At 61.2% G+C, this 18,304-nt stretch carries 20 protein-coding genes and 1 pseudogene; 11 read left to right on the top strand and 10 right to left on the bottom strand.

Features of this window, described 5'->3' with window-relative positions:
• Positions 1–3: 3 nt before the first annotated feature.
• Positions 4–1,047, bottom strand: coding sequence for an alpha/beta fold hydrolase (locus HJB84_RS24435; RefSeq protein ID WP_207580736.1), 1,044 nt, complete (start codon positions 1,045–1,047; stop codon positions 4–6).
• A gap of 342 nt (positions 1,048–1,389) precedes the next feature.
• Here HJB84_RS24435 and HJB84_RS24440 point away from each other — a divergent pair, with 342 nt between their 5' ends.
• Both HJB84_RS24440 and HJB84_RS24445 read left to right on the top strand, forming a co-directional pair.
• Positions 1,390–3,162 carry a cytochrome c biogenesis protein DipZ gene (locus tag HJB84_RS24440; RefSeq protein WP_207580737.1) on the top strand — a complete coding sequence of 591 codons (1,773 nt, stop codon included), beginning with the start codon at positions 1,390–1,392 and terminating at the stop codon, positions 3,160–3,162.
• Positions 3,163–3,197: 35 nt separating this feature from the next.
• A complete protein-coding gene (locus HJB84_RS24445) occupies positions 3,198–3,956 on the top strand; it encodes an alpha/beta hydrolase (protein ID WP_207580738.1) in 759 nt (252 codons plus the stop codon).
• 101 nt (positions 3,957–4,057) lie between these two features.
• Here HJB84_RS24445 and HJB84_RS24450 read toward each other — a convergent pair whose 3' ends face one another.
• Complete coding sequence (locus HJB84_RS24450) at positions 4,058–6,274, bottom strand: OmpA family protein (RefSeq protein WP_221117150.1); 2,217 nt, start codon at positions 6,272–6,274, stop codon at positions 4,058–4,060.
• Between the two features lie 330 nt (positions 6,275–6,604).
• On the opposite strand from HJB84_RS24450, the gene HJB84_RS24455 reads away from it, so the two are divergent.
• The 4 genes from HJB84_RS24455 to HJB84_RS24470 all read left to right on the top strand — a co-directional run bounded on the left by HJB84_RS24455 (position 6,605) and on the right by HJB84_RS24470 (position 9,611).
• The gene (locus tag HJB84_RS24455; RefSeq protein WP_207580740.1) at positions 6,605–7,378 is read left to right on the top strand and encodes a transporter substrate-binding domain-containing protein; all 774 of its coding nucleotides are present in this window, start codon (positions 6,605–6,607) and stop codon (positions 7,376–7,378) included.
• Positions 7,379–7,491: 113 nt separating this feature from the next.
• Entirely contained in the window at positions 7,492–8,298 is an 807-nt protein-coding gene (locus HJB84_RS24460; RefSeq protein ID WP_221117151.1) for an ABC transporter permease, read from the top strand.
• Positions 8,295–9,125, top strand: a complete 831-nt coding sequence (locus HJB84_RS24465; RefSeq protein ID WP_207580742.1) for an ABC transporter permease — start codon at positions 8,295–8,297, stop codon at positions 9,123–9,125. Before HJB84_RS24460 ends, HJB84_RS24465 begins: the two co-directional genes overlap by 4 nt.
• 219 nt (positions 9,126–9,344) lie before the next feature.
• Positions 9,345–9,611: an usg protein gene (locus HJB84_RS24470; protein ID WP_164015171.1), complete on the top strand. Its 267-nt coding sequence runs from the start codon at positions 9,345–9,347 to the stop codon at positions 9,609–9,611.
• Positions 9,612–9,629: 18 nt separating this feature from the next.
• Here HJB84_RS24470 and HJB84_RS24475 read toward each other — a convergent pair whose 3' ends face one another.
• Positions 9,630–10,355 (bottom strand): DUF2270 domain-containing protein, encoded by a 726-nt coding sequence (locus HJB84_RS24475; RefSeq protein WP_207580743.1) that lies wholly within the window; start codon positions 10,353–10,355, stop codon positions 9,630–9,632.
• Between the two features lie 114 nt (positions 10,356–10,469).
• Between HJB84_RS24475 and HJB84_RS24480 the strand changes: the two genes are divergently transcribed.
• From HJB84_RS24480 to HJB84_RS24495, 4 genes are all read left to right on the top strand, one after another.
• Complete coding sequence (locus HJB84_RS24480; protein ID WP_207580744.1) at positions 10,470–11,288, top strand: class I SAM-dependent methyltransferase; 819 nt, start codon at positions 10,470–10,472, stop codon at positions 11,286–11,288.
• A 101-nt stretch (positions 11,289–11,389) separates the two neighbouring features.
• Positions 11,390–12,076 (top strand): glutathione S-transferase family protein, encoded by a 687-nt coding sequence (locus HJB84_RS24485; protein WP_207580745.1) that lies wholly within the window; start codon positions 11,390–11,392, stop codon positions 12,074–12,076.
• Positions 12,073–12,414: a helix-turn-helix transcriptional regulator gene (locus HJB84_RS24490; RefSeq protein WP_007629523.1), complete on the top strand. Its 342-nt coding sequence runs from the start codon at positions 12,073–12,075 to the stop codon at positions 12,412–12,414. The genes HJB84_RS24485 and HJB84_RS24490 overlap by 4 nt, the downstream gene beginning before the upstream one ends.
• Positions 12,411–12,887 carry an SRPBCC family protein gene (locus HJB84_RS24495; protein WP_221117152.1) on the top strand — a complete coding sequence of 159 codons (477 nt, stop codon included), beginning with the start codon at positions 12,411–12,413 and terminating at the stop codon, positions 12,885–12,887. The genes HJB84_RS24490 and HJB84_RS24495 overlap by 4 nt, the downstream gene beginning before the upstream one ends.
• Before the next feature lie 110 nt (positions 12,888–12,997).
• Here the strand turns inward: HJB84_RS24495 and HJB84_RS24500 are convergent, their stop codons facing one another.
• The 7 genes and pseudogenes from HJB84_RS24500 to HJB84_RS24530 form a co-directional block, all read right to left on the bottom strand.
• Positions 12,998–13,453, bottom strand: coding sequence for a DUF1801 domain-containing protein (locus HJB84_RS24500; RefSeq protein WP_207580747.1), 456 nt, complete (start codon positions 13,451–13,453; stop codon positions 12,998–13,000).
• Between the two features lie 34 nt (positions 13,454–13,487).
• Entirely contained in the window at positions 13,488–13,958 is a 471-nt protein-coding gene (locus HJB84_RS24505) for a DUF1801 domain-containing protein (protein ID WP_221117153.1), read from the bottom strand.
• 1 nt (position 13,959) lies between these two features.
• Positions 13,960–14,176, bottom strand: a pseudogene (locus tag HJB84_RS24510) (hypothetical protein); the annotation flags it as partial.
• Positions 14,177–14,219: 43 nt separating this feature from the next.
• Positions 14,220–14,630 (bottom strand): SRPBCC domain-containing protein, encoded by a 411-nt coding sequence (locus tag HJB84_RS24515; protein ID WP_207580750.1) that lies wholly within the window; start codon positions 14,628–14,630, stop codon positions 14,220–14,222.
• Entirely contained in the window at positions 14,627–14,950 is a 324-nt protein-coding gene (locus tag HJB84_RS24520) for a helix-turn-helix transcriptional regulator (protein WP_207580751.1), read from the bottom strand. Before HJB84_RS24520 ends, HJB84_RS24515 begins: the two co-directional genes overlap by 4 nt.
• A gap of 366 nt (positions 14,951–15,316) precedes the next feature.
• Positions 15,317–16,492 (bottom strand): FMNH2-dependent alkanesulfonate monooxygenase, encoded by a 1,176-nt coding sequence (gene ssuD, locus HJB84_RS24525; protein ID WP_207580752.1) that lies wholly within the window; start codon positions 16,490–16,492, stop codon positions 15,317–15,319.
• A gap of 351 nt (positions 16,493–16,843) precedes the next feature.
• Positions 16,844–17,215: a hypothetical protein gene (locus HJB84_RS24530; RefSeq protein ID WP_207580753.1), complete on the bottom strand. Its 372-nt coding sequence runs from the start codon at positions 17,213–17,215 to the stop codon at positions 16,844–16,846.
• Between the two features lie 163 nt (positions 17,216–17,378).
• Between HJB84_RS24530 and HJB84_RS24535 the strand changes: the two genes are divergently transcribed.
• Entirely contained in the window at positions 17,379–18,278 is a 900-nt protein-coding gene (locus HJB84_RS24535; protein WP_207580754.1) for an NAD(P)-dependent oxidoreductase, read from the top strand.
• Positions 18,279–18,304 lie beyond the last annotated feature (26 nt).

Here is an 18,304-nt window from a genome sequence, read left to right on the forward strand (position 1 = left end):
CGATCAAAAGCGGTCGACGTCGATGACCGCCTGGGCGAAGGCCTGCGGGGCTTCCTGGGGCAGGTTGTGGCCGATGCCGCCGGCGATCGTGCGATGCTCGTATTTGCCGGAAAACTTTCCGGCATAGGCAGAAGGCTGCGGATGCGGCGCGCCGTTTGCATCCCCCTCCATGGTGATCGTCGGCACCGAAATCGTCGGCAGTGCGGCAAGCCTCGTCTCGTAGTCATCATACTTGGCCTCGCCTTCGACAAGCCCGAGGCGCCAGCGGTAATTGTGAATGACGATTTCGACATGGTCGGGATTGTCGAAGGCGGCGGCCGATCTGTCGAAGGTCGCATCGTCGAAATTCCACTTCGGCGACGCGGTCTGCCAGATGAGCTTTGCGAAATCATGGGTGTTGCTTTCGTAACCCTCACGACCACGCTCGGTTGCAAAATAAAACTGGTACCACCATGCAAGTTCGGCCTTCGGGGGCAGCGGCTTCTTGTTGGCCTCCTGGCTGCCGATCAGGTAGCCGCTCACCGACACCATCGCCTTGCAGCGCTCCGGCCACAATGCCGCCATAATGTTGGCGGTCCGCCCACCCCAGTCATAGCCGGCAACCACCGCCTTCTCGATATCGAGCGCATCGAGCAGCGCAATCATATCGGCAGCCAGCGCCGCCGGCTGGCCGTTGCGCGCTGTTGCCTGGTCCAGAAACCTTGTCGTGCCGTACCCGCGCAGATAAGGCACGATCACCCTGTAGCCTGCCGAGGCCAGCAGCGGCGCGACGTCGACAAAACTATAGATGTCGTAAGGCCAGCCGTGCAGCAGCAGCACGACCGGGCCATCCGCCTTGCCCGCCTCGGCATAACCGATATCAAGCACCCCGGCATTCACCTGCTTCAGGGCTTCGAAGGACGTGTTGGTTCCGGCCTTCACCGCAGGTAGGGATACGGCGGGCGACTGCGCGGCGGCCGTTCCGGCCACGCCGAATTCGACCGCCGCAAGGGCGACTGCCGTCATGCCGAAGAAACGGCGGCGGTGATGGTTGATTTGCTCTGACATCGGTCTCTCCTGTCGAATGTTCATGCTCTCAAAAGACATTCCGCTTGTATCACCGGTATGTCGCAAGCCGCCGGCTTTTGAAAGCTGATGTAGTTTCCGGCCGCCGCGATACAATCTGATACAATCGCAGCCTCCGGGTAAAGCATGCAGCGGCGACGACCGGTCGCCGCGACGTCAGTTTGTGTCGCTCTGTATCGCCATCACCTGTCGGCAACACTTCGGTACATTTCCCCGCAAAACCGGACACATCCGGGATACCTCCGCCCGGCCATATCGCAGCCGTTGCTGGTTCAGGCCCATCGCCGTCCAGAGCCCGATCAATCGGTTTCAAAGGAAACGATGATGACACTTCTGATCATTGCCTATCTCGGAGGCGCGCTGACGATCCTCAGCCCGTGCATCCTCCCCGTCCTCCCTTTCGTCTTCGCCCGTGCCGGACAGCCTTTCGTCAGGAGCACGCTGCCGATGCTGGCCGGCATGGCCACCACCTTCGCGCTGGTCGCCACGCTGGCGGCCGTCGGCGGCAGCTGGGCCATCCGCGCCAATGAATATGGCCGCCTGGCCGCGATCGTCCTACTGGCGCTCTTTGGCGCAAGTCTGCTGTCGCCGCGTTTTGCCAGCACCCTTGCCCGGCCGATCGTCGATCTCGGCAACAATCTGGTGAATGCCAGCCGCAGTGGCCGCACCGCGCCGACGGTGAAGAGCGCCCTCCTCCTCGGCGTCGCCACCGGTCTGCTTTGGGCGCCTTGCGCCGGCCCGATCCTCGGCCTTGTTCTGACCGGCGCCGCCTTGCAGGGCGCCAACCTGCAAACGACCTTCCTGCTGGCAGCCTATGCCGCCGGCGCCGCAAGCTCGCTTGCCGTCGCCCTGCTTGTCGGCGGCAAGATATTCGCTGCCATGAAGCGTTCGCTCGGCGTCGGCGACCGGATTCGCCAAGTGCTCGGCGCTGCGGTACTCGCTGGCGTCGCCGTCATCGCCTTTGGCCTCGACACCAGCCTGCTGGCGCGGCTGTCCTATGCCAGCACCGCATCGCTGGAACAGGCCGTGCTCGACAGGCTGCATGCAAAGCCGTTTGGTGCAGCCTCCGAAGTGGCGAGCAACGACGTGACGATCCCTGCTGCCGATGTGAAGAAGCCCTTCCGCAGCGATCTGCCGGTCGAAGGTCATGCACCGTCGTTCGGCGGCGCGGTCGAATGGCTGAATTCCGAGCCTCTGACCACCGAACAGCTGCGGGGCAAAGTCGTGCTCGTCGATTTTTGGACCTATTCCTGCATCAATTGCATTCGTACCATCCCCTATGTCAGGGCCTGGGCGGAAAAATATGTGGACCAGGGCCTCGTGGTGATCGGCGTCCATGCCCCGGAATTTGCCTTCGAGAAGAAGATCGACAACGTCAAGAAGGCGGTCGCCGACTTCAAGATCGGCTATCCCGTCGCCATCGACAATGACTACAAGATCTGGCGCGCCTTCGAAAACAGCTACTGGCCCGCCGCCTATCTGATCGATGCCAAGGGTCAGATCCGCTACCACCATTTCGGCGAAGGCAATTATGGCACGACCGAGAAGGCCATTCAGGACCTGTTGCGCGAGGCCGGCAGCCAGACGGCGGCAAGCGCTGCGGTCGCGCCGGATGCCACGGGCGCGGAAGCAGGTCCTGACCTTGGCAATATCCGCTCCGGCGAAACCTATATCGGCTACGCACAGGCAGCAAATTTCGCCTCTCCGGAAGGGCTGCAGGCCGACGCCGCACAAAATTATTCGATCGCCGAACCCGGCCTCAACGGCTGGGGCCTGTCCGGAACCTGGACTGTCGGCAAAGATCAGGCGACGCTTGATCAGCCGGGCGGCGGCATTGCCTATCGTTTCAGCGCCCGCGACCTGCATCTCGTACTAGGGCCCGGCGCCGACGCCAAACCGATCCGCTTCCAGGTGACGGTCGACGGCAAGGCGCCGGGAGCGGACCACGGCTCCGACATCGATGCCGAAGGCAACGGCGTGGTGAGCGCGACCAAGCTTTACCAACTTGTCCGCCAGTCCGGCCCCGTCGTCGCCCGCAACTTCGAGATCCGTTTCCTCGACCCCGGCGTCCAGGCCTACGCCTTCACCTTCGGCTGAATCCGGAACGTAACATCACCCAAGGAGTAACACCCATGAATAGACGCCTCATTTTCACGGCCGCCCTTGCTTTCGCCACCACCGGCATCGCCTTCGCGGCGGAAGCTGCCGCGGTCAAGAACATCGTGATCGTCCACGGCGCGCTCGCCGACGGTTCGGGATGGCGCAAGGCGACCGAGATTCTCGAAAAACGCGGCTTCAACGTCACCATCGTCCAGGAGCCGATCACCTCGCTCGAAGACGATGTGGCGGCGACGAAGCGGGTTCTCGACCTGCAGGAGGGACCGAGCCTGCTTGTCGGTCACAGCTATGGCGGCATGGTCATCACGCAAGCTGGCAACGATCCCAGTGTCGCAGGCCTCGTCTATGTCGCAGCGTTCCAGCCCGACAAGGGTGAAAGCCTGCTGAGCCTCGCCAGTTCGAAGCCCGCCGGCAGCATGGATATAAGGGAAACCAAGGACGGCAAATATCTCTATCTCGATCCGGGTGCCTTTGCTGCGGATTTCGCAGCCGACCTTCCGCAAGCCGAGGCTGATTTCATGGCCAGGGCGCAGGTCTTCGCCGCCAAGCAGGCCTTCTCCGCCAAGGTCTCAGACCCGGCATGGCGCACGAAACCGAGTTGGTCGATCGTCGCCACGCAGGATCGCTCTATCAATCCCGAGCTGGAGCGCGACATGGCAAAACGCGCCGGCAGCGATGTGACCGAGATCAAAGCAAGCCACGCCGTCTTCGCATCCCAGCCGGAGAAGGTCGCCGACACCATCGAAAAGGCTGCCAGGAAAGCCGGCGAGTAAAACCGGCAGGATGGCAGCAGCTTCCCTTGCCCGGTCCGCCGAGGAGAAAAAAGACAGACAACTGAATGCCCCTCTCCGGTTCTGGAGAGGGGCAACAGCATTTACTTGGCAGCGACAGGCCGAACCAGCGCCGTGACGCGGCGGATGGTCACGCGGCGGTTTTCCTGTTCAGGGTCTGTTGTGTTGACCTTCAGATATTGTTCGCCGTAACCCTGGGTCGCCAGGTTCTCCGGCGGGATGCCGTAAACGTCGGAGAGTACGTTGGCGACCGATTCCGCCCGTTGGTCGGAGAGGATGAGGTTGCTCTGGTCGGAGCCGACCGCATCAGTATGACCTTCGATCAGGAAGGTCTCGCTCGGATCCCTCTTGAGCACCTGGCTGATTGCGTCGGCGACCTTGCGCAACGTCCGCGCCTGGGTCATCGGGATATCGGCACTGCCGGTCGCGAAGGTGATCGTGTCGAGGTCGATGCGGCGCACCTTGTCACGGATACGCGCCGAATATTTCACCTCGTCGAGCGAATAGACACGCTCGACCGGCTCGACCGGCGGCTCGCTCAGGAACTCGTAATAGTCCCGATTCGGATCGCTGCGGGTGTCGATGATATAGTCGTCGAGCGGCACACGCAGCCGCATCGGCGGCAGGTCGGCGCCCGGATCCTCGAAATAATCGCGGTCCGGATCGTCATAGAGTTCCTGGGAGTAGTAGAGCACATTCTCGCGTCCCCGGGCATCGACACGCGACCGCTGGATGATGTCGCCATAGCGGTTGCGGATCGTCACGATGCGATAGCCTTCCGGCCGTGTGATCGTCTCGCGGTAGCGATCACCAGACAGCTCCTCGTAGTTCGGCCGTTCGCCGTCACGCAGGAACCGCCTGTCGTCGTCGCTACGCACGATGACCTGGTTATTGTATTGAATGATCACGCGGTTTTGGTCGCTGCGGTCGTCGATGCGCGCGCCATCAGGACGGATGAATTGCGGCCGCTCGTCGAGCCTCGTGCCCTTCTCGCGGGTCACCGCCTCGATCTTGACGGAGGGCTGCGCCACGCCGCCAGTGGCGGCTTGCGCTTCGGCATCCGAGGTCGGCACCTTGAAGTCCTTGCTGTCGGCGCGCTGCTTGTCGCGATCGCGGCGGCCTTCCCGGCCCTTGCTGCGGTCGGCATCCTTGTCGCTGTCGAGCACGGCCGCGCCGTTCTCGACCGGCAGCACGACGGTTTCGTTGCTTTTGGCTGGGTCCGCGGCGATCTTCTTGCGGCGCTCCAGCTCTTCGGGCGAAGCCTTTTCCGGCGCCGGAATGGCCTGCTTAACCTGCTGGCCGCCGCTGGCATCCGGCAGCGGCTGGGCAGTGCCGGTCGCGGGCGCGGCCGGCTGCTCGCCGGCGGGCTGTTCACCGGCAGGCTTGGCTGCGGTGCCGTCCTTCGGCTTTTCGGCGGGTGCGGCCTCCGGAGCCGCCGCCTTGTCTTCGGGCGCTTTCACTTCGCCAGGCTTGTCTCCAGGCGCTTTCTCTTGGCCCGCCTTGTCTGCATTCGACTTGTCTGCGGGCGCAGCCGTCTCGCCCTTTGTCGGCTTCTTCTCGGCCGGCGCCTCGGCGGCAGGTTTTGCCTCCGGCTTGACTTCGGGTTTGGCTTGTTCCTCGGTCGGCGTCACAGCTTCGGGCGCAGCCGTCTCGGCCTTGCCCTTGGCTTTATCTTTGCCTTGGCCCTTGTCCTGTCCTTTAGCCCGCTTGCCGCCGTCCGGCTTGGCTTCCGGCTGCGCCTGCTCCGTCTCCGGCTGCACTTCCTTTGCGGCCGGCTGCTGTTCGGGCTGCGGTTGAGCCTCCGGCTCGGCCTGCTTCTTCGGCTTCTTCGGCTTTTCCTGCGTTACCGGCTGCTCCTGCTGCGGCTCGGCCTCCGGTTTTGCCTCGGGCTGGGCTTCCTGCTTGGACTTTCGCTCTGGCTTGCTTTCGGCCTGCGGCGCGGGCTCTGCCTTCGGCGCGGCTTCGGCCTTCGGCGGTTCCGGCTGTGCCTTGGGTTCGGGCGCCGGCGCCTCCTTCCGCTCAGCCTTCGGCTTTTCGGCCGGCGCCTCCTTCGGTTGCTCGGCGGCCGGCGCCTGTTCGGCCGGAGCTTGCTCCTTCTGTTTGTGCTTCTTCTTCAGCAATTCCTCTTCGGAAGGCGCGTCCTGCGCCACCTCGAAGCTGCCTTGTTCGACTTGCCGCACGGCTGGCGCCTGCGGCGCGACGTCGCGCACGGCAGCCATTGCCGATGCCGGCTGGAACGCCAGCGAAAGGGTAAGCAACGGAAAAGCCGCGCTTGCGAACAATCTTGATTTCATGCCCATCGGGTTTCCTCGATCCTGGTTGAGCTTCTTAAAGGCCGATAGGCCCCGGTTCCGCCCCTAGCTTTGCATTGAGGCGAAACGGCGGAATGGCAATCGCCGAACCGCCGATTTGTTCCGGTTCTAGGAAGCCGCGGATTAACCTCGCGTGAATGTTGCAGTCTGCCGGCGTTCATCTCGCCTGCTATTTGCACCGCCCAATTGCGATGGGATTTGTGTTGCAATTCCATCAAAAAAAGTCTGATTATCGCCGCAAGGCGGTCTAGGTACCGTTGAATTGCGGCCGTCAGCCCACGAGAAAAACAGCGGCGGCTACCAACAGAGAGGATCCTCATGCATATCTCCACCCGTATTTTCGCGGCAGCCTCGATCGCGGCGATGTCCCTTTTCGCTGGCTCGGCCATGGCCGATGGCGAAAAGTATGTGATCGGCACCGATTCGACCTATCCGCCCTTCGAGTTCGTCGATGCCAGCGGCACGATCCAGGGCTTCGACATCGACATCACCAAGGCGCTCTGCGCTGAGATGAAGGCTGAATGCTCCTTCGTCAGCACCGACTGGGACGGCATCATCCCGGCGCTCAACGCCAAGAAGTTCGACATGATCGTTTCCTCCATGTCGATCACCCCGGAGCGTCTGAAGCTCGTCGATTTCTCCAACAAGTACTACAACACCCCGCCAGCCATCGCCGTGCCGAAGGATTCGACGATTACTGACGTTGCCGGGCTCAAGGGCAAGGTGATCGGCGCGCAGACCTCCACGACGCACGCCAACTATGCCGAGAAGCATCTGGCCGACACCGAACTGAAGCTCTACCCCACCGCTGACGAATACAAGCTCGACGTCTCCAGCGGCCGTGTCGACGCCGTCATCGACGACGTCGTGGTTCTCTCCGAATGGGTCAAATCCGACGCCGGCGCCTGCTGCAAGATCTTGACGACTCTGCCGGTCGACAAGGAAATCAACGGCAACGGCGCCGGCATTGCCATCCGCAAGGGCGATCCGCTCAAGGAAAAACTGAACACGGCGATCGCTGCGATCCGCGCCAGCGGTGAGTACAAGAAGATCCAGGACAAGTACTTCGACTTCGACGTTTACGGCGAATAAGAAATTCGCTATCTGGCCAATCAAGGTAATGGCGGAAGGCTTGCTCTTCCGCCATTTTTGTTTGACAAAGATAGCAAGATCAAAACGGCAAAAGCCGTGAGGGGAATTATCGCATGGGCGGATTATTTTCCGCGCTCGGCTCCTTCTGGAGCTCACTTGTGCACATTTTCGATCCGTTATGCGGACCCGTTGGCATCTTCACCTGGCTAGGTCAGTCGACGATTCTTGCCTGTGGCGATACCGGCTGGGGCGACGAGATCGCGCTTGGCCTGCAGGTGACCGTTTCGGTGGCAATCGTCACCCTACCGATCGGCCTCGTCATCGGCTTCCTAGTGGCGCTCGGCCAGCAGTCGGAAGAAAAATCGCTTCGGCTGGCGGCCGGCATCTACACGACGATCTTCCGAGGCCTGCCGGAGCTTCTGACGCTCTTCATCATCTATTACGGCATGCAGATGCTGATCCAGTCTCTGCTGACCTTCGTCGGTTATGACGGGCCGCCGGTCGAGATCAACGCCTTCCTCGCCGGCGTCATCGCGCTTTCGGTGGTCTTCTCCGCCTACTGTTCGGAAGTATTGCTCTCAGCCTTTCGCGCCATTCCCAAGGGGCAGTATGAGGCAGGCGATGCGCTTGGACTGCATAGCGGTCGCACGCTGCGCCTGATCATCCTGCCGCAGCTCGTGCGCATCGCGCTGCCGGGCCTGACGAACCTCTGGATGGTGCTCCTGAAGGACACCTCCTACGTCTCAATCATCAGTCTTGCCGATATCCTGCGCCAGACAAGTGTCGCCGTGCGCGTGACCAAAGAACCCTTCTTCTTTTATGGCCTGGCCTGCTGTCTCTATCTGGTGCTCGCCATTCTCTCCTCCTTTCTGCTCGCCTATGTCGAGCGGTGGGCCAGACGTTCGGAGATCCGCCGATGAGCTACGCCGAAACGCTGATCCCGCCGCAGCCCGCACCTCGCGAAGTGATGAAGCCGATGACGCCGGCGCGTATGGCCGGCTATATTTTTGTCGCCGTCTGGGCAGTATTCGGCGCGCTGCTGGTGATCTCCGTCGTCAACGGCTGGGATCCGGAAAAATTCACCCGCTACGGACCGCGCTATCTCCACGGTCTCGGGGTCACACTCAGCCTCGTTTTCATTTCCGTGATCTGCGGCGCAGTTCTGTCGCTGCCGCTTGCCGCAGCGCGCATGTCGAAGAACCGGTTGCTGAATGCGCTCGCCTACGGCTACATCTATTTCTTCCGCGGCACGCCGCTGCTTGCCCAGTTGTTCCTGGTTTATTACGGCCTCGGCGTTTTCCGGCCGCAGCTTGAAACCGTCGGTATCTGGTGGTTCTTCCGCGAAGCTTGGTATTGCGGCCTTTTTGCCATGACCATCAATACCGCGGCCTACCAGGCGGAAATCCTGCGCGGCGCCATCGAAAGCGTATCGCATGGCCAGCACGAGGCGGCCGCGGCCCTCGGCATCCACCGGTTCATCGCTTTCCGCAAGATCATTCTGCCGCAGGCTCTCATCGTCGCACTCCGCCCTTATGGCAACGAAATCATCCTGCTGATCAAGGGCTCGGCGGTCGTCGCCATCATCACCGTGCTCGACCTGATGGGCGAAACCCGCTACGCCTTCTCCCGCACCTTTGACTACCAGACCTATCTCTGGGCAGCGATCTTTTACCTCGTCATCGTCGAGGCGCTGCGCCATCTCTGGGCTTGGATCGAACGCCGCTTGACCCGGCATCTCAAGCGCTGATGCATGCCGCCCGAAGGTGTCTCACGGTTTTCAGACAACAGCGTGCATCAATGAGAACCGACGTGGCAGCACTCCCCACTATATGCTGCTAATCTATTGATATTAAAAATCAATTGTCCTTTTATGAAGTATCTGTAAAGCTTCCGTTAACCACTCGCATGTTTCCATATCACGTAGCGCTAATAAGCGCGCGAGTGGGAACGAGAAGAAGTGAACACGATGCACAAGGACATGGAAAAACAACTGAAGGGCTATGGTCTGACGACCGCCCAGATCCTCTACCACCTGCCGGATCATCCGGCGATCCTACAGACTTATGTCTGGCAGGATTATGATCTCGCCCCCGATTTTCCTGAAATGCGCGGCTTTCTGAAATTTTGGGAAGAAAAGCTCGACGGACCGCTGCATTCGGTGCGCTATGTCCACCGCAAGCTGATCTCGCCAACCGAGTGGCGGGCGCTGAAAGGAGAGTTCATCCTGCACTGATCCGGCCCCTACCCACCATCAGACATGTGCCTCGCCATGGCCGAATTCACCTTGGTCACGGACCGGGCGGAGCGCAAAGCAGAGGATGCTGAGGTAGAAGACGATGACGATGATGATGACCGCAAGGCCGGGAATAGGCCCCAGCACCGCATTATCGATGACATAGGTCCAGGACTGCGCCTGTAGCGCCGGCATGCCCTCCGTTTGCAATTTCGGCGTCGAGATCTTCAGGCACCAGGCGAGAAACAGGATAGAATACATCCAACCATAGTTCCGTTTGAGCCGGCGGTGCATCGCGTCCCAGTAGCTGAGCAGGAAACGCGGCTTGCGCAGGCTGCTGGCGATCACCGAGGCCCATTCTCTGCCGACCCCCGCCTCCGGCGCCAAAATCTGCGCGAAATAGCAGCGCTCGATCTGGCGAATGCGGGCTCGGTAGATGTCGAAGAAGCGGTAGCGCCGCGCTTCGATGATCAGAAGCAGCGTCACCAGCATCATCCCGAACAGCAGCACGCCGTGATGCGAGGTCGGCGTCGACAGCGACACCGAAAGCAGCGCCGCGACCACGGTGATCGCCCAGTTGGACGTTCGGTCGATACGGTCGCGCCAACTCGTCATCCGCCCGAGTTCACCGCGGTAATAATGGCTAAGCGTGTTGGTGATCTCGCCTGGCGTGCCAGGCAGCAGCAATGCCCGTGCAGCCTCCCCTTCAGGTAGCAATGACGGCCGTTCTTGCTCCGATTTCATCGGTATTCCTCCCTTCGTCTTCTTTGCGCCCATTCTGCGCTCGCAGCAGCGCCATTGCAAAACTTCGAAAGCCGCCTTAGACGCATGCCTGAAACAAAAGGACGATGGACCACGATGGCAAAGAAGATCGACGAAGAAGCCCTTGGCGAGGCCTATAACCGCGCTCTGGCGCTGGAAAAGGCCGGCGATGTCGACGCGGCGGTGGCAGCCTATGAGGAAGTCCTGGCAATCGATCCCGACGATCACGGCGGTGCCGCCGTGCGCATCGCCGCCATGGGCCGCGGCGAAACTCCTGCCAGGGCGCCTGACGCCTATGTCGAAACCCTGTTCGACCAGCATGCCGAGGTTTTCGAGGACGTACTTGTCGAGCAGCTCGGCTATCACGTGCCGATGCTGGTGCGCCAGCGCCTGCAGGCGCTGAAGCTCGGACCGTTCAAGCGGCTGCTCGATCTCGGCTGCGGCACGGGCCTGACCGGCGGCGCACTGCGCGACCTCTGTGCCGACATGACCGGCATCGACCTATCGGAGAAGATGGTCGAGATTGCCCATGAGAAGGATCTCTACGAAACCCTCTTCGTCGCCGAGGTCGAAGATTTCCTCGACGACAACGACGAGGACGCCTTCGACATCATCACAGCCACCGACGTACTGCCCTATCTCGGCGCACTCGAACCGCTGTTCTTCGGCGCCGCCGAGAACCTGACGTCGGGCGGCCTGTTCATCTTCTCCTCGGAAACCGTGCCGGACGCCACTCTCGCTGGCCGCGCCTACATGGTCGGTCCGCATCAGCGCTTCGCCCATGCCGACGCCTATGTGAAAGAACGCCTGGCGGCCACCGGTTTCGAACTCGTCGAGATATCGGATATCAACGTGCGCATGGAAGACGGCCAGCCGACACCCGGCCATTTGGTGGTCGCAAGATATATTGGCTGATGGCGATACTTGCGCGATTGGCAAACTATCTGTTGTGCTATGCCGGCCGACCTGATACTTAGTCGAACGGTAAAGTTTATCACAACAGGAAAGGTCGCCGCATGTCGCTCGTGTTCTATGGGCATCCGCTCGCCTCCTTCTGCCACAAGGTGCTGATCGCGCTTTACGAAAACGGCACACCCTTCGAAAATCGTCTCGTCGATCTGTCCGACGAGAGCTCGCGTTCCGATCTCTTCCGCTTCTGGCCGATCGGCAAGATGCCGCTGCTGCGGGACGAGGCGCGCGACAGCACCATTCCCGAGACGTCGATCATCATCGAATATCTCGAGCACTACTATCCTGGCCCCGTTCGCCTGCTGCCGCTTGAGATCGACCGGGCGCTGCAGGTCCGCCTCTGGGATCGATTCTTCGACCATTATGTCCAGGCGCCGATGCAGGCGCTCGTCAGCAATCGCCGGCGCCCCGAGGGCACGGCTGATGAAATCGAGGTGACCGCCGCCAAGGCGACACTCGCCACTGCCTATGCGATGATCGAAAAGCAGCTCGCCGACAAACAATGGATAGCGGGCGACGGCTTCACCATGGCCGATTGCGCCGCAGCCCCGTCGCTCTTCTATGCCGAGACGCTGGTTCCGTTTTCAGCGGAGCAGCCGAACCTTCGCGCCTATTACGATCGGCTGCTGACGCGCCCCTCCTTTGCACGGGCACTGGACGAGGCCCGCCCCTACTTCAAGTTCTACCCCTATAAAGAGCGGTTGCCCGCCCGCTTCCGGGATGCCGCTGGATGATCGAAAGCCAGGCCGATCTCGACCGCATGTTCCACGCGCTATCCGACCGCAGCCGGCGCGGCATGATCGATCGCCTCGGCCGTGGCCCGGCTTCGGTCACCGAGCTGGCCGCGCCGCTCGCGGTGGCCTTGCCGACGGTAATGAAACATCTGCAGGTGCTGGAGCATAGTGGCCTCGTGCTCTCGGAGAAATCCGGCCGGGTTCGAACCTACCGCCTGCAGCAGGATGCGCTTGCCACCGTCGAGCGCTGGGTGGAACAGCGAAAGAGCCGCTGGACGACTACCTTCGATAGGCTGGATCAATTTCTCGCCGAAGAACCGGAGAGCTTTTCCGAATGACGACACGATCTGCCGAACATGCCACCCTCGTCATCGAGCGCCGCCTGAAAGCACCGGTCGGCCGTGTCTTCCGCGCCTGGTCGACGCCGGAGGCAAAGCGTCAATGGTTCGCCTGCCACGGCGAATGGGTTCCGCTGGATTACAGGCTCGATTTCCGTCCCGGCGGTACCGAGCGAAACCATGTCGCCGATACGGACGGGCTCCTGCACGCTTTTGACGCCCATTACATCGATATCGTGCCTGACACCCGTATCATCTATGCCTATGAGATGAAGCTCGGCGAAAGGCGCATCTCCGCCTCGCTCGCCACAATCACCTTCGAAGCTGAACCCCACGGCACGAAAATGGTCTTCACCGAGCAGGTAGTCTTCCTCGACGGCTACGCCGACAACGGCGCCCGCCTCCAGGGCACGGAGATCGGCCTCGACAATCTCGAACTCTTTCTCGAGCGCGAGGCGAACCCGATCCATTAAAGCGCGTCGCGATCTTTCAGATTCGCTCTTCGCGCTTTAGGTCTTTGTTTTTACGCTGTCGCTATCGCTAAACTGCTGCACACTTTTGCGCGAAATGCTTTAGCGAAACCTCATGTTCCGCTTGATTTCTTCCGCGACACGGCAGTCTTTGATAACGTGTTCAGCGCTGCGGCGGCACGAACGAGCGCCTTCAGCGCCTCCTCGTCGATCGTGTCGCCTTGATGGAAATCGATGGCGCGCCGGGTGTTGCCTTCGAGGCTGGAGTTGAACAGTCCCGTGGGATCCTCCAGCGAGGCGCCCTTGGCGAAGGTCAGTTTCACCACGCTCTTGTAAGTTTCGCCGGTGCAGATGATCCCGGCGCGCTCCCATACCGGAACTCCTCGCCACTTCCATTCCTCAAGCACCTCGGGCACGGCCTGCTTGATCAGCATTCGGACCTGGGCAAGCTTCTCGCCCCGCCAGTCTCCCAGTTCCTCGATCCTCGCATCGATCAACTGAGAGGGGGACGTTTCCTCGCTTGCTTCCCCGGAATCGCTTTTCTTCATGGTTGCTGACGCTTTCTTCATGGTTCCTCCCACCCGTCGTTCGAGTGCTATTTGTTTACATCCGTTCGCCGGGCAAGCGGCTGGCCTGCTCCACCCAGGCGGCAAGCTGGGCTTCGTCGATTTCGTCCTCCTCGCGGATATCGAGGTAGCGCACTTCCTTCTGCTTGGAATGGCCGGGCGGCAGAGGATGCAGCGACGTACCCCGGAAAAAGGCCACCTTGACGTATTTGGCGAAGCAGTGAACGCTGAGAAACCAGCCCCGCTCTTCGATGCCATAGAGAGGCGAGTTCCATTTGACCGCCTTGTTCACACCCGGCACAGTGTGCGTGATCAGCGCGTCGAGACGGCGTCCGACGGCGCTTTTCCAGTCCGGAATGGCAGCGATATAGGCCTGCACAGGAGCATCGCCGTAACCCTTGGCGATCTGCGGGTTGCCTCCCGAGAGGAGCTTCGGCTCCGCCGCAGCCGGCTGAGTGGCTGTCTTCTTTCTGATCTTCGCTGCGGTATTGGAAGTCTTGCCGGCCATTGCCTTCACTCCTACCTGCCGCGCCATCTGGCAGCATAAGGCAGCATGAACAGGTAAAGACCGGTCAGCAATAGCAGGCCAAGCGGCAGCAGCGCCAAGAGGCCTACCCAGACGATCGATTTCTCCTGGACCATCGCGACGATATTGAGAATGACCGCCATGGTAAAGGCAACGGACAGCCAGCGGTGGGTCTGCCGCAACCAGTTGTTCCATTTCAATGGCACCTCCCGCGTTTAAGATCAGCCCCGGCGATGAGCGGCCTTACTCCGTCCGCGCCAGCACCTGCTCCAGATTTGCGAAGAACTGTGTCCACCCGCTCCTGGCGCCCTGAAAAGCCTGCCGCTGATCCGGCCGGAACCCCGACTGCTCCATGCGCAGGTGCGTGCCCGTGCCGGTCGGAGTGAGAGTCCAGGTAACGGTGCTTTCGAGACCATAGGCATCCCAGCTGTAGGACAGGGTCTTGTTCGGCTCGACTTCCAGGACCTTACAGTCGACGGAACCCCAATCTGCGCTGAACTTGAAGCGGTGGTCGGCGACCGGCTTGAAGTCGCTCTTCATCAGCCATTCCTGGATCAGGTGCGGCTGGGTCAGCGCCCGCCAGATCTTCTCCGAGGGAAATGGGATTTCCCTTTCGATGACGACTGCGCGTGTTTCGGTCGATGTGTCGGTCATTGATCCATCCTTTTCAGCAAATCTTCGAGATCATTGAAGCGGCTTTGCCAGAACCCGGCCATCTCACTCGTCCAGTCGACCAGTGGTGCCAGCGCGCCCAGCTGCGCGCTGTAATGCGTCTGGCGCCCTTCGTGGCGGTCGCGCACCAATCCAGCCTGCTTTAGTATGCCGAGATGTTTTGAGACGACCGGCTGAGAAACCCCGGCCCGAGCCGTCAGAGCCCCGACCGTCTTCTCTCCTTCGCGGCACAGCCGCTCGAAAAGAGCCCGCCGTGTCGGATCAGCGAGCGTTTTGAAGAGCGCGTCTTGAGCATCGGACATTCGAATTCATACCTATTCAGCTATGGATTCATTCATAGCCAATGAGGCATGCGTGAGTCAAGAGGCAAACGAAGAGCGAAAAGAATTAGCAGGCCTAGCCGATGTGGATAAGCCGGCGGACACGACGTTCGGGAAGACTGTGAGGAAATGAAGCATATCTCACTGGCTATAAATCAACGCGTTTCGCTGGATTATGCGCCCCAGGACAATTTCGGCAGGATGGCGCCAAGGTCTCAAACAATGACAATCATCAATACCGAGGATTACGCGATCTGCCGCTCCGAACCGGGCATGGCCGCGCTCAACAAAACGCCGAAAGCCACGGGGCGGCTTCCGGCGATATCCTGTTCGGCGTCGCGTCGGAACTCAGGAACCGGAGACGACCTTCAGGTTGCCGCCGTGGCTGCCGCCTGTAAAGACCTGCTTGCCGCCGAATTCGTTATTGAACGCCAGGCGCTGCTGCGCGCGGGTGATGCCGAGCTCGGGGAAGAGCAGCTCGGCGACACGATAGGCTTCCTCCAGATGCGGGTAACCGGAGCCGATCACCGTATCGATGCCGATCTCCTGATATTCGGCAAGGCGCGCGGCAACCGTCTTCGGCGACCCCACAAGCGCGGTGCCGGCACCAGCCCGCACCAGGCCGACACCGGCCCAGAGGTTCGGCGAGACCTCGAGCTTGTCGCGCCGGCCGCTGTGAAGGGCGGCCATACGCTTCTGACCGACCGAGTCGGACTCGTGAACGAAGCGCTCCTGCGCCTCGCGGATCGTATCGTCGTCGAGATGGCGGATCAGCCGCTCCGCCGCCTCCCATGCCTCCTCGTCGGTCTCGCGCACGATGAAGTGCAGGCGGATGCCGAAGGTCACCTCGCGGCCGCGCTCGGCGGCGGCCTTGCGCACCTTGGCGATCTTTTCGGCCACCTGTGCCGGCGGCTCGCCCCAGGTCAGATATTTGTCGACGCGGCCGACCGAGAAATCGATGCCGGCATCCGATGAACCGCCAAAATAAAGCGGCGGACGCGGGTTCTGCACTGAGGGAAAGCCGAGGCGCGCATTTGTCGCCTTAATGTATTTGCCGTCAAAGCTCGCCGTGCCCTTATCCAGCAGTTCCTCGAAGACCGTGAAGAACTCCTCCGCATGGGCATAACGCTCGTCATGTTCGAGATGGATGCCGTCACCGGCAAGCTCGGCCGGACTGCCGCCCACGACGATGTTGAGCAGCAGGCGGCCGTTGGAGATGCGATCGAGCGTCGTCGCAAGTCGCGCGTAATAAGCGGGCGATGCCGTGCCGGGGCGGACCGCCACCAGGAACTGCAGCTTCTCGGTCTTGGCCGCGAGAGCCGCCGCCGTCACGAAGGATTCTTCGCAGGCAACGCCTGTCGGCAGCAGCACGCCGGAATAGCCGAGCCGGTCGACAGCCTGGGCGATCTGCGTGAGATAGCCGATCTCGGGCGCGCGGTTGAGATCGGAGGAACCGAGATAGGTGCCGTCGCCCGATGTCGGGATGAACCAAAGGAAATTGATGGGATCGGATGTGGCGGTCATGGAAACAATCCTTTGCTGCTAAATTCGAAAATCAGCTCGCGCGGTCAAGCTGGGCCCTGGCAGGCGACGACATACGGACGTGCCTGCGCATCGCAGCCGCACGGATGCTTGGGAGGATCATGGCGGCGGGAAGAATTCCGGGGCTTCGTCTGCGCGTGAACATCTGAATATCCTGTCGATCGATGGCGGCCGGCCGGATGCCGTCAATGGTCGCCGTCGATCGCCAGGATACTGGCATAGACTACAAATTATATCGACAATATCAATTTCGCATTGTCATCCGCTTCGGGGAATAATTTTTCCCGTTCAGGCGCTCGTCGACACGGGCCTGCTGATACCGGCCTTCTTCCGCTACCCCTCCCGACGTTCGGCGGCCAGCCGCTCGCGGAGAAAACCGGCCCCACCTGCAAGGCGCGTCGCCAGCAGGCTAGCCGGATCGACCATGCGCCAATAGGGCGTGACCGTCGAAACCGCCTCGCCCTTTTGCAGCGCGTGGAAAGACAGATCGGCGATCGCGCGCAGATGCCGCTGAACGGTGACCGGACAACAGGCGTCCGCCCCGTATTGGGTAGCGAGACGGCGGCGAAGGACGCCAAGCTCGGTGAAAACACCTTCCTGTGCCAACCGAATTTGCGCTGCGACCATCTGCTGCGATGGAATCAGCGTCGCCTGCATTCCACTGCGGCCTTTGCGCCGCGGCTTGATCGTCGGAATTTCGCTCATGTCACCCCCCCGGAACATTTTGCCTGATCCCCATCTAGGGCCTAGGCGAGCGGCGACCAGCCTCCTATGCGTCTATCGGAAGGAACTCCGTCTTCACGGCTTTTCTGCTCCCCCCGTTTCGGTTAATCCTCGGGGCCTCGCACACCCGATAAGGACAGGACATATGGCTAAAGTCGCATTCATCGGTCTCGGCGTCATGGGCTTTCCCATGGCAGGGCATCTGAAGACGAAGGGCGGCCACGATGTCACCGTCTACAATCGAACAGTCGAAAAGGCCGTCGCCTGGGCCGAGAAATTCTCCGGCAAATCCGCTCCCACCCCGGCTGAGGCTGCAGCAGGCGCCGATTTCGTCTTCGTCTGCGTCGGCAATGACGAAGATCTCCGATCGGTGACATCTGGCGAAAACGGCGCCCTGCACGGCATGAAGCCGGGTTCGGTGCTGATCGACAACACCACCGCCAGCGCCGAAGTCGCTCGCGAACTTTATGCCGTGGCAAAGGAAAAAGGCGTCGATTTCATCGACGCTCCCGTCTCCGGCGGCCAGGCCGGCGCTGAAAACGGCGCCCTCACCGTCATGTGCGGTGGCGACGAGGCCGTCTTCGAACGCGCCAGGCCCGTCATCGACGCCTATGCCCGCATGGTCGGTCTGATGGGGCCGGCAGGTTCAGGCCAACTGACCAAGATGGTCAACCAGATCTGCATCGCCGGCCTCGTCCAGGGACTTGCCGAAGCACTGCATTTCGGCAAGCGCGCCGGCCTTGATATTGAAAAGGTCGTCGAGGTTATCTCCAAGGGGGCGGCCGGCTCCTGGCAGATGGAAAACCGCCACAAGACCATGAACGCAGGCAAATATGATTTCGGCTTCGCGGTCGACTGGATGCGCAAGGATCTCGGCATCGTGCTCACCGAAGCGCGCCGCAACGGCGCCAAGCTGCCTGTCACTGCCGTGGTCGACCAATTCTACGGCGACGTACAGGCGATGGGCGGCAATCGCTGGGATACATCCTCGTTGCTCGCCCGCCTGGAACAGGATGATTTTAGTCCCGGTCGGACTAAAATCTGAATCTCGTTCTAAATTGAAGGGACAGG

Source organism: Rhizobium sp. NZLR1b (assembly GCF_019685155.1).
In the GTDB taxonomy this organism is placed as follows: Bacteria; Pseudomonadota; Alphaproteobacteria; order Rhizobiales; family Rhizobiaceae; genus Rhizobium.

Coding starts and splice junctions, on each gene's coding strand:
- HJB84_RS24435 (WP_207580736.1), bottom strand. CDS start 1,047: ATGTCAGAGCAAATCAACCATCACCGCCGCCGTTTCTTCGGCATGACG.
- HJB84_RS24440 (WP_207580737.1), top strand. CDS start 1,390: ATGACACTTCTGATCATTGCCTATCTCGGAGGCGCGCTGACGATCCTC.
- HJB84_RS24445 (WP_207580738.1), top strand. CDS start 3,198: ATGAATAGACGCCTCATTTTCACGGCCGCCCTTGCTTTCGCCACCACC.
- HJB84_RS24450 (WP_221117150.1), bottom strand. CDS start 6,274: ATGGGCATGAAATCAAGATTGTTCGCAAGCGCGGCTTTTCCGTTGCTT.
- HJB84_RS24455 (WP_207580740.1), top strand. CDS start 6,605: ATGCATATCTCCACCCGTATTTTCGCGGCAGCCTCGATCGCGGCGATG.
- HJB84_RS24460 (WP_221117151.1), top strand. CDS start 7,492: ATGGGCGGATTATTTTCCGCGCTCGGCTCCTTCTGGAGCTCACTTGTG.
- HJB84_RS24465 (WP_207580742.1), top strand. CDS start 8,295: ATGAGCTACGCCGAAACGCTGATCCCGCCGCAGCCCGCACCTCGCGAA.
- HJB84_RS24470 (WP_164015171.1), top strand. CDS start 9,345: ATGCACAAGGACATGGAAAAACAACTGAAGGGCTATGGTCTGACGACC.
- HJB84_RS24475 (WP_207580743.1), bottom strand. CDS start 10,355: ATGAAATCGGAGCAAGAACGGCCGTCATTGCTACCTGAAGGGGAGGCT.
- HJB84_RS24480 (WP_207580744.1), top strand. CDS start 10,470: ATGGCAAAGAAGATCGACGAAGAAGCCCTTGGCGAGGCCTATAACCGC.
- HJB84_RS24485 (WP_207580745.1), top strand. CDS start 11,390: ATGTCGCTCGTGTTCTATGGGCATCCGCTCGCCTCCTTCTGCCACAAG.
- HJB84_RS24490 (WP_007629523.1), top strand. CDS start 12,073: ATGATCGAAAGCCAGGCCGATCTCGACCGCATGTTCCACGCGCTATCC.
- HJB84_RS24495 (WP_221117152.1), top strand. CDS start 12,411: ATGACGACACGATCTGCCGAACATGCCACCCTCGTCATCGAGCGCCGC.
- HJB84_RS24500 (WP_207580747.1), bottom strand. CDS start 13,453: ATGAAGAAAGCGTCAGCAACCATGAAGAAAAGCGATTCCGGGGAAGCA.
- HJB84_RS24505 (WP_221117153.1), bottom strand. CDS start 13,958: ATGGCCGGCAAGACTTCCAATACCGCAGCGAAGATCAGAAAGAAGACA.
- HJB84_RS24515 (WP_207580750.1), bottom strand. CDS start 14,630: ATGACCGACACATCGACCGAAACACGCGCAGTCGTCATCGAAAGGGAA.
- HJB84_RS24520 (WP_207580751.1), bottom strand. CDS start 14,950: ATGTCCGATGCTCAAGACGCGCTCTTCAAAACGCTCGCTGATCCGACA.
- ssuD (WP_207580752.1), bottom strand. CDS start 16,492: ATGACCGCCACATCCGATCCCATCAATTTCCTTTGGTTCATCCCGACA.
- HJB84_RS24530 (WP_207580753.1), bottom strand. CDS start 17,215: ATGAGCGAAATTCCGACGATCAAGCCGCGGCGCAAAGGCCGCAGTGGA.
- HJB84_RS24535 (WP_207580754.1), top strand. CDS start 17,379: ATGGCTAAAGTCGCATTCATCGGTCTCGGCGTCATGGGCTTTCCCATG.